A 9,218-nucleotide genomic window follows, 5' to 3' on the forward strand; every position below is an offset into this window, starting at 1 on the left:
TTTCCTCCGTCATGTGCATGGGATTTGGCTGCAACGCGGCAGGGATTGTAGGCTGCCGGATTATTGATTCTCCAAGAGAACGTCTCATTGCAATGATCACCAATAACTTTGTCCCCTGCAACGGGCGTTTTCCAACCATGATTGCAATTATTACCATGTTTTTTATCGGAGGAGCGGCGGGACCATTTTCCACTATATTATCTGCGGGTATCCTGTCAGGTATTATTCTTCTTGGAATTCTGATGACCCTTGTAATATCCAAAATCCTCTCTTTAACCATATTAAAGGGGATTCCGTCTTCCTTTACCTTAGAGCTGCCTCCTTACCGCAGACCCCAGATCGGAAAGGTTATTGTCCGGTCCATATTTGACCGGACGCTCTTTGTTCTTGGAAGGGCAGCTGCAGTAGCTGCTCCGGCTGGTCTGATAATCTGGCTGATGGCAAATATCACAGTAGGAGATATGACCTTATTATCCCACTGCTCCGGTTTTTTAGATCCTTTCGCCAGAGTAATCGGTCTTGACGGCGTGATTCTTCTGGCATTCATCCTTGGCTTTCCTGCCAATGAGATCGTTGTTCCCATCATGATTATGGCCTATCTTTCCGAAGGAAGCATACGGGAAATCAATGATTTATCCATATTAAGGGATCTTTTAACTGCCAATGGCTGGACCTGGGTGACTGCTGTCAGCACCCTGCTTTTTTCCCTCATGCACTGGCCCTGTTCCACCACCTGTCTGACCATAAAAAAGGAGACAGGAAGCATGAAATGGACTCTTCTTTCCTGGCTTGTGCCGACTGTTACCGGGGTGATAGTCTGCTTTTTGTTTACCACCGCCGCAAGAGCGTTCCTGTAATGTTTAAAATCCCTTCTGATTGTCTACAATAGGGGTAAGACACTCATAGAAAGGAGGGAGAAGCGTGAACAGGAGTTACCACGTTTACGCCCTGTCAGACCGGCTGAAGGCCAGAAAAATTGAGCGGGAGATTGCGAAGGTTGATGGGGTGAGGGTAATAAAGATCTCAGAAGACTTGAAGGTAATGAACATTGAGATGGAAAACAGCAAGATTACGGCTGTCATGGAGCGGGTGGTAAATATCTGCAACCGCATTTCTGACGGCTGTGAAGTGCATTATAAGTTTACGTAAGAATAATAAAAAGAGGGCTTGAATGGAAATGCATTTAAGTCCTCTTTTCCTTTTAATGGGCGGTCTTTGCGTATTCGCCGATCTTTTTGTCCATATTTGAGATGTGTTTTGTCAGCCATTCCAGCACCATCTGATTTGCATTTAAAATAACAAGCAGATTACCGCCTGAAGTTTTATAATCGCTTCTAAGCTTGGTAAGCTGGGCAATGAAAGCAGTGTGAGCCTGCTTCTGCTCGGCATAACCCGGGTAATGGATCTTCTGCATGTAAACTTCCTCGTCTGCAAAATGTTTCTTTGTATAATCGTCGAGAAAATCTAACAGCTCTCCCACGTATTCCTTTGCTTTGTTATTCTTTCCTGCGTCAAAAAGTGCTTCTGCTTTCTGAAACCACATCTTGTGCTGATCGTCAATCATTGATATTCCAACTGATAAATTCTGTGTCCACGGCATAATCAAATCCTCCTAAGTAATAATGATATTTATTATTATAATACTTAAGGTTGAAAAAAGCAAACCATATTTTACCATTCAGGAAAGAAAAATCAATTTTAAAATGAAGATAATAATTTGACGTTCCCCCCGTGCAATGTTATAATTTTTATCTAGCAAACAGTAAGGGAGAACAACTATGGATGCAAATGGAATCCGTCTGAATAAATATTTAAGCGAGGCAGGTATCTGTTCCCGCAGGGAGGCAGACCGGCTTATTGAGACCGGAAAGGTTAAAATCGACGGACAGGCTGCAGTGCCGGGACAGAAAGTTCTTCCAGGGCAGTCTGTTATGGTAAAGGGCCGTCCTGTTCACGCAGCCAAAGGCGAAGCCGGACATAAGGCAGAGCCTGTCTTTTTAGCAGTCCATAAACCCCGGGGAGTGGTTTGCACCACCTCAGACAAGGACCGGGCTCCCAATATCGTGGATCTGGTAAACTATCCTGTGCGGATTTATCCCATAGGCCGACTGGACAAGGAATCCGAAGGTCTGATTCTCATGACCAACCAGGGAGATTTAGTGAATAAAATCATGCGCAGCGGTAATGCTCATGAAAAGGAATATTTAGTAAAAGTGAACCGTCCTGTCACAGATGATTTCATCAGAAAGATGCGGAAGGGCGTTACTCTTTCCGAGTTAAACGTAACCACAAAACCCTGCTTTGCAGAGAAAGCGGGAGAGAAAGCATTCCGCATCGTACTAACCCAGGGGTTAAACCGTCAGATCCGGCGAATGTGCAGCCAGCTTGGTTTTGAGGTACGAATGTTAAAACGAATGCGGATTATGAATATAGAATTAGGAGATTTAAAGCCGGGTGCCTACCGTGAACTTTCCCGGCGTGAATACCACCAGATGAAGGAATCTTTAAAAGGCTCGACCAGTCTTTCCTATCAAGAACAGAAAAAGGAGAAATCTGATGGACGATAAATTAAACAGAATCAAAGAACTGATTACCCTGTTACAGGAGGCAGGAAAGGCCTACTACCAGGAAAGCCGGGAAATCATGAGCAATTATGAGTATGACCGTCTTTATGATGAACTGGCGGCGCTGGAAGAAGAAACCGGAATTGTTCTTTCCAACAGCCCAACCCAGAACGTAGGCTATCAGGTCTTAAGCGAGCTTCCCAAGGAAGCCCATGAATCCCCCATGCTTTCTCTGGATAAGACGAAAAGCACGGAGGATTTAGCGGACTGGCTGGGAGACCAGAGAGGAATTCTTTCATGGAAGCTGGACGGACTGACCGTTGTCTTAGTCTACCGGGAGGGGACTCTTCAAAAAGCAGTTACCCGGGGAAATGGGGAAATCGGAGAAGTAATTACCAACAATGCCAGGGTATTTGCCAATATCCCTCTTACTATTTCATACCAGGGAGAACTGGTTTTAAGAGGAGAGGCTGTGATAAAATATTCCGACTTTAACCGGATTAATGACGAAATTGAGGATGTTACCGCAAAGTATAAGAATCCAAGAAATTTATGCAGCGGTTCCGTCAGACAGTTAAACAACCAGATCACAGCACGCCGAAATGTGAATTTCAAGGCATTTGCTCTTGTTTCAGCTGCAGGTGTTGATTTTAAAAACTCCAGAAATGAGCAGTTTCAGTGGCTGAAAGCCCAGGGCTTTGATGTGGTGGATTATAAGATGGTAACGAAGGATACCATAGGTGAGGCAGTGGCTGAATTTGCAAAGACCGTTCCGGAATATGACATTCCATCAGACGGGCTTGTGCTTTTGCTTGATGATATCGCTTATGGAGAATCACTTGGGCGGACTGCCAAGTTTCCCCGCAACGCCATTGCATTTAAATGGGCTGACGAGATCAGGGAAACAACGCTGACGGAAATTGAATGGAGTGCGTCAAGAACCGGTCTGATTAACCCGGTAGCCATCTTTGAACCGGTGGAATTAGAGGGGACAACGGTAAGCCGCGCCAGTGTGCATAATCTAAGCATTATGGAAGCTCTGGAGCTTGGAGAAGGGGATCAGATCACGGTTTACAAGGCGAATATGATTATTCCCCAGATTGCTGACAACTTAACCAGAAGTGGAAAAATAAAGATTCCGGACCATTGTCCGGTTTGTGACGGAAGGACTGAAATCCGTAAAGTCAATGATGTAAAAAGTTTATACTGTACGAACCCGGATTGTCAGGCAAAGCGGATCAAGGGATTTTCCCTGTTTGTTAGCCGGGATGCTTTAAATATTGACGGTTTATCAGAAGCCACACTGGAGAAGTTTATCGGAGCCGGATTTATCCGGGAGTTTGCCGATATGTTTCATTTAGACCAGCATGAGGAAGCCATTACCCAGATGGAGGGCTTCGGCAAAAAATCTTATGATAATTTAATTCAGGCAGTGAAAAAGGCGTCCCATACGACACTGCCCCGTCTGATCTACGGACTTGGAATTGCCGGAATCGGTGTTGCCAATGCGAAGATGCTCTGCCGGGAATTCCGCTACGATTTTGACCGAATGCGTCACGCAGAGGAAGAGGAGCTGACTGCTGTCTCAGGCATCGGAAAGGTGCTGGCAGATGCATGGATTACCTACTTTAAGGACGAGAAGAACAACGAGATGACAGACCGTCTGTTAGCAGAGGTAACCATTGAGCAGGAGGCAGAGACCGGGGGAGAGAAGCGGCTGGAGGGAATGATATTCGTCATTACCGGATCAGTGGAGCATTTTGAGAACCGGAAGGCACTTCAGGAAGCCATCGAGGCACAGGGAGGCAAAGCCACCGGGTCAGTCACTTCCAAGACAACTTATTTAATCAACAACGATACCACATCCAATTCGTCCAAAAATAAAAAGGCAAAGGAACTGGGAGTGCCCATTATTTCAGAAGAGGATTTCATAAAACTGCTGGAGGGATAAATTATGCCGATTAAAGTACAAAAGGATTTACCTGCGAAAGCCATACTGGAGACAGAGAACATATTTATCATGGACGAGGACCGGGCCTTAAGCCAGGACATCCGTCCCCTTGAAATCCTGATTATTAACTTAATGCCGATTAAAGAAGAGACGGAAACACAGCTTCTCCGTGCACTGTCCAATACTCCGCTGCAGGTGGATTGTACATTTTTGATGCTGGAGAGTCATACTTCAAAGAATACCTCCGCCAGTCATTTGAATAAATTTTATGTGTTCTTTGATGAGGTAAAAGAGAAAAAGTTCGATGGTATGATTATCACAGGAGCACCTGTTGAGAATATGGAATTTGAAGAGGTGAACTACTGGGAGGAGCTGTCGAAGATTATGGAGTGGAGCAAGACAAATGTGACCAGCTCTCTTCATATCTGCTGGGGCGCTCAGGCTGGACTTTATTATCATTATGGAGTGCCGAAGTATAAGAGGGATAAGAAGCTTTCTGGTATTTACAGGCATAGGGTGCTGGACAGGAAAGTGCCGCTGGTGCGCAGCCTTGATGATTATGTGATGGCGCCTCACTCACGGTATACTGAAGTGAGGAGAGAGGATATTGAGAAACATCCGGGACTGAAGATTCTGGCGGAATCGAAAGAGGCCGGGATCTTGATGGTGATGAGTGAGGATGGGAAGCAGGTATTTATTCAGGGGCATCCGGAATATGACCGGATGACGCTGAATGGGGAGTATCACAGGGATCTGGATAAGGGGATGAATCCGGAGATTCCCTGTAATTATTATGAGGACGATGATCCCGATACGATGCCGGTGCTGTGCTGGAGGAATGCGGCGAATACGATTTATGGGAATTGGTTGAATTATTATGTTTATCAGGTAACCCCTTATGAGCTATAGGAAAAGTGCCTTAAAACCTTGATTTATCAAGGGTTTAGACGATATGAAGATAAAATCAAACATATCGTAATTTATCGCAAAATACCGTAGTTTTTATGAAAAATGGCGTACGAATGGCGTACGGTAGAGATTTTCGTGGCGTACGGTAATAACAAAAAAACAATAGAAAAAGAATTAAGTTTTTTACAATTCAGATCAGGTATTGCCTATATGGTGATACCTTTTTTGATGGTAATAACTTAATCATTGAAGTGACCTTTTATTTCTAAGCCAATTGGAAATAAGAGGTCTTTTTTTGTTTAGAAGATTATTTGCACATTGGTTAATATCGAAAGGAAGTGATAAAGTTGGATCAAACGAAGGAGGAAATGAATAAAAACCAGCAAGTAACTGTTATAAGAAATATCAAAATTAATGAATTACATGATTTTGAAAAACATCCTTTTAAAGTAGAAAATGACAAGGAACTGTTTGAACTGATGAGAAGTATTGAGGAAGAAGGTGTACTAGTACCATTGTTAGCAAGACCAAATCCAAACGGTGATGGCTTCGAAATAATAGCCGGTCATAGACGAAAAGAAGCAAGTAAGTGGGCTGGAATAGATGAAGTGCCAGTAATAATAAAAGAGCTGGATGACAATCAGGCTATAATTGCTATGGTAGATAGCAATTTGCAAAGAGAAAGCATCAAACCTAGCGAAAAAGCATTTGCATATAAGTTGAAATTAGATGCCATGAAACGGCAAGGAAAAAGAACAGATTTATCTACCGATACTTTTTATCCAATGGATAAAAAGATAAATTCTACAGAAGAGTTAGGTAAGTTAGTAGGTGAAAGTCAGGCACAGATTGCTCGATATGTTCGATTGACTAACTTATTACCTGAAATTTTAGATATGGTCGATATGGGTCAAATAGCTTTTCGTCCTGCTGTTGAAATATCATTTTTAAAAAATGAAGAGCAACGTGAATTATTTGAGGTAATGGATTTAGAGCAATGTACACCAACATTATCCCAGGCACAGAAAATGAAGAGAATGAGTCAAGACGGGACCTTAGATGTAGAACAAATATATCAAATAATGGAAGAGGAGAAACCAAATCAAATTGAAATGATTAAAATACGTGCAGATTCACTCAGTAAATATTTTCCGAAAAATTTCACTGTAGAACAAAAAATAAAGCTGATTGAAAAGTTGGTGAAAGAATGGAATATGAAATGTAGATCCAAAAAGGAAAGATAGACAATAAAATATAGTATATTAGCTAATTTAGTGTTTGCTTTATGGTCACTAAATTAAAGTAAACAATAATCACAAGATAGACTAGATTAGCTAAGATACAAGCAATGGCTTGATTCTGACTACTCTAGTCTTTTTTTATAGAAGATAGGAGGGTTGGAAGATGGGATTACAAAAAAATGGAATTATTAATTTTCAAGAAATCAATGTAAAAAGTGAACAGGAATTAATTACACTTGTTAAACAGATTAATTCAGAAATTGAATTTGCCAACATAACCAGGTCGGTAACTGAAAAAGAAAAGACACTTAATTTAGATTATCTTTTAAAACGATACCGCCTTATTAAGAAAAGAGAGGATACTAAGAATTTTCGGGAAAGACATGATTGTGAGTACTGCTTATATTACGAAAGACCCAGAAAATGCTTTGAGAAAACAAGGTGTCCTCTAGAATCAGGAAAAGAATTTGAAGAAAAGGAAATTGTCGAGAAAATAAAATGTCCAAAGGATAAGGAAGGAAATTGTCCATATGGAAATGAAGTTGGTACATGTTTTGGATTCTGCATGCAGAAGATTGTTAATGAATTTAAGGAGGAGCGAAGAAGTGGAAAACAATAATATTGAAGTAATTGGAATAGATCACGGTTGGGCAAATATGAAGTCCTGCAATGAAATTTTTGTTTCGGGAATTAAGGAGATAACTACAGAACCTGCACTTTATGATAATGTACTTGAATATAGAGGAAAGTATTATAAGATTGGTGGAAAACGACTTGAGGTAAAAAAGACAAAAGTGGAAGATGAAAATTACTATCTTCTAACGCTGGCAGCCGTTGCAAAGGAATTAGAACGGAAAGGGTTACGCTGTGCAAATGTATTTCTTGCTGTTGGACTTCCATTAACTAGATTTGGAGCAGAGAAACAGGACTTCATTGATTATCTGTCAAAAAACAGACAGGTCACATTTCGATTTGAAAAAAGAACATATAATATAACCATTTTCAGAGTATCGGTATTTCCTCAGTGTTATTCAGCGGTTACAGAGCAGATTTCTGATTATGTCAGAAAAAGAGTAGTTGTAGACATTGGTTCGTGGACAATTGATATAATGCCAATTGAAGATAAATCACCGGATGAATCAAGATGCAGGACAGTTAATGAAGGTCTTCTTACTTGTATGAGAACGATTAAAGACGAATGCATCAGACAATTAAATGGCACCATTGAAGAAAGCGATATTAAGCAGGTAATGATGTATGGAACTAGCGATATTGACAGCAGGTATTATGCAATCATCGAAACTGAGATCAAGAGGTTTGTGGCAGAAATCTCAAACAAGCTTATAGAATATGGTTACAATTTGGAGACTACCCCAATTACTTTTGTTGGTGGAGGAGCAACTGTTATGAAGTTATTTGGCAATTTAAAGCACAGTAATATTCAATACATTGAAGATGTGAAGGCAAATGCCAAAGGTTATGAATATCTTGCTAAGGTGTTTTTGAATAGCAGACGCAAAGCTAGATAGGAGGGCAGTTTCATGGCAAAGGTAGACAAAGGAAATTATCACAATTTTAGATTAAGCAATAGCAATGCTCAACATGTGAGTGTTAATAAAATACTGAGGGATCTAAATCCCAATGTGGTTAAATCTAAAAATCAGTACATTGTAGATGCCATTGAATATTATACAAATGCTCTTGATAAGGATGATTTGACGTTAACGGGGGCAATGGAGAAAGAAAAAAGAAACAGTTTTGTTACTCGTGGAGATTTGGAAAAAATTAAATGTGAAATCAGAGACGGTATCATGATAGAAATGCAAAAGGAAATGTTGGCACTTCTAGGAACATTTACTGGAAATATGGCTAATTCATTTTCGCCTGTTGCTAAGCAGACAGCTGTAAGTGCTATAGAGCTTGAAGCATTTGAAATTGAAACTGATGATACGATGGATGGACTAGCAACAAAATGGGGTTAATTTAAGGAGGTGCTCTTTATGATAGGGAGAATTTTAAGCAGTCTGGTGTGGATTTTTGGAATGATACTGAAAGGTACTCTAAAAGTGATACTTGTAATTTTTCAGTTTACAATTGAAATGCTAAAGATTGCTTTATTACTCTTTGGTTTGATAATGAGAATTTTCCTTGCATTTGTCAGAGCAGGCACTCCTTGAAAGGGGGTGAGGCATATGCTTATGAGATTTAAGAACTATTTGGCAAATCGTAGATTGGTACAGTATTTTTTCAAGATGTATCAGAAAGAGTTTGCATAGGAGGAGAAAATGCACTGGATACGGGACAAACCATAGGTTGTCTCCGTAAAATCAAAGATTAAGAAGTCCAATTGTATAGTGGATAGGTTTGATGCGGAACACAACCAAGCCTATCCCATACAAGTAATGGGTAGGCAAATCAAAGCAGCTGGTAGAGGCTGTTTTTTTAATATAAAAATAAATTTAAGAGAGAATGAGGTAAATCAAATGAAAGAGATTTTTGAACAGTACGGATCAGTAATTATTGCAGCAGTGGCAATTAGTGCATTGGTAGCAA

11 protein-coding genes and 1 pseudogene are annotated in these 9,218 nt (G+C 40.7%); 11 read left to right on the plus strand and 1 reads right to left on the minus strand.

Annotated features, from left to right (window positions below; translation table 11 throughout):
• Positions 1–11 precede the first annotated feature (11 nt).
• Both V7D18_RS17830 and V7D18_RS17835 read left to right on the plus strand, forming a co-directional pair.
• Positions 12–857: pseudogene (locus tag V7D18_RS17830) on the plus strand (nucleoside recognition domain-containing protein); the annotation flags it as partial.
• A gap of 64 nt (positions 858–921) precedes the next feature.
• Positions 922–1,149 carry a hypothetical protein gene (locus V7D18_RS17835; RefSeq protein WP_426156123.1) on the plus strand — a complete coding sequence of 76 codons (228 nt, stop codon included), beginning with the start codon at positions 922–924 and terminating at the stop codon, positions 1,147–1,149.
• Positions 1,150–1,201: 52 nt separating this feature from the next.
• Here V7D18_RS17835 and V7D18_RS17840 read toward each other — a convergent pair whose 3' ends face one another.
• Positions 1,202–1,600, minus strand: coding sequence for a bacteriohemerythrin (locus V7D18_RS17840; RefSeq protein WP_426156124.1), 399 nt, complete (start codon positions 1,598–1,600; stop codon positions 1,202–1,204).
• A gap of 178 nt (positions 1,601–1,778) precedes the next feature.
• Here V7D18_RS17840 and V7D18_RS17845 point away from each other — a divergent pair, with 178 nt between their 5' ends.
• From V7D18_RS17845 to V7D18_RS17885, 9 genes are all read left to right on the plus strand, one after another.
• Positions 1,779–2,567, plus strand: a complete 789-nt coding sequence (locus V7D18_RS17845; RefSeq protein ID WP_426156127.1) for a pseudouridine synthase — start codon at positions 1,779–1,781, stop codon at positions 2,565–2,567.
• The gene (gene ligA, locus V7D18_RS17850) at positions 2,557–4,515 is read left to right on the plus strand and encodes an NAD-dependent DNA ligase LigA (protein ID WP_426156129.1); all 1,959 of its coding nucleotides are present in this window, start codon (positions 2,557–2,559) and stop codon (positions 4,513–4,515) included. The genes V7D18_RS17845 and ligA overlap by 11 nt, the downstream gene beginning before the upstream one ends.
• Positions 4,516–4,518: 3 nt before the next feature.
• Positions 4,519–5,424: a homoserine O-acetyltransferase MetA gene (gene metA, locus V7D18_RS17855; RefSeq protein WP_426156130.1), complete on the plus strand. Its 906-nt coding sequence runs from the start codon at positions 4,519–4,521 to the stop codon at positions 5,422–5,424.
• A gap of 347 nt (positions 5,425–5,771) precedes the next feature.
• Positions 5,772–6,668 (plus strand): ParB/RepB/Spo0J family partition protein, encoded by an 897-nt coding sequence (locus V7D18_RS17860; protein ID WP_426156132.1) that lies wholly within the window; start codon positions 5,772–5,774, stop codon positions 6,666–6,668.
• Between the two features lie 160 nt (positions 6,669–6,828).
• Positions 6,829–7,284 carry a hypothetical protein gene (locus tag V7D18_RS17865; RefSeq protein ID WP_426156134.1) on the plus strand — a complete coding sequence of 152 codons (456 nt, stop codon included), beginning with the start codon at positions 6,829–6,831 and terminating at the stop codon, positions 7,282–7,284.
• Positions 7,247–8,194: a ParM/StbA family protein gene (locus V7D18_RS17870; RefSeq protein ID WP_426156146.1), complete on the plus strand. Its 948-nt coding sequence runs from the start codon at positions 7,247–7,249 to the stop codon at positions 8,192–8,194. Before V7D18_RS17865 ends, V7D18_RS17870 begins: the two co-directional genes overlap by 38 nt.
• Positions 8,195–8,206: 12 nt before the next feature.
• Positions 8,207–8,647, plus strand: a complete 441-nt coding sequence (locus V7D18_RS17875; protein WP_426156136.1) for a hypothetical protein — start codon at positions 8,207–8,209, stop codon at positions 8,645–8,647.
• A gap of 18 nt (positions 8,648–8,665) precedes the next feature.
• Positions 8,666–8,842, plus strand: coding sequence for a hypothetical protein (locus V7D18_RS17880; protein WP_426156139.1), 177 nt, complete (start codon positions 8,666–8,668; stop codon positions 8,840–8,842).
• 177 nt (positions 8,843–9,019) lie between these two features.
• Positions 9,020–9,218 (plus strand): hypothetical protein (locus V7D18_RS17885; RefSeq protein WP_426156141.1); only part of this gene is annotated, 199 nt, incomplete at its 3' end.

The sequence above is a fragment of the Lacrimispora sp. 38-1 genome, assembly GCF_049890855.1.
Taxonomy (GTDB): domain Bacteria; phylum Bacillota; class Clostridia; order Lachnospirales; family Lachnospiraceae; genus Lacrimispora.

Excerpts from the sequence above, each read along its gene's own strand:
- V7D18_RS17880 (WP_426156139.1), top strand. The coding sequence starts at position 8,666 with ATGATAGGGAGAATTTTAAGCAGTCTGGTGTGGATTTTTGGAATGATA.
- ligA (WP_426156129.1), top strand. The coding sequence starts at position 2,557 with ATGGACGATAAATTAAACAGAATCAAAGAACTGATTACCCTGTTACAG.
- V7D18_RS17845 (WP_426156127.1), top strand. The coding sequence starts at position 1,779 with ATGGATGCAAATGGAATCCGTCTGAATAAATATTTAAGCGAGGCAGGT.
- V7D18_RS17840 (WP_426156124.1), bottom strand. The coding sequence starts at position 1,600 with ATGCCGTGGACACAGAATTTATCAGTTGGAATATCAATGATTGACGAT.
- V7D18_RS17865 (WP_426156134.1), top strand. The coding sequence starts at position 6,829 with ATGGGATTACAAAAAAATGGAATTATTAATTTTCAAGAAATCAATGTA.
- V7D18_RS17875 (WP_426156136.1), top strand. The coding sequence starts at position 8,207 with ATGGCAAAGGTAGACAAAGGAAATTATCACAATTTTAGATTAAGCAAT.
- V7D18_RS17870 (WP_426156146.1), top strand. The coding sequence starts at position 7,247 with ATGAATTTAAGGAGGAGCGAAGAAGTGGAAAACAATAATATTGAAGTA.
- metA (WP_426156130.1), top strand. The coding sequence starts at position 4,519 with ATGCCGATTAAAGTACAAAAGGATTTACCTGCGAAAGCCATACTGGAG.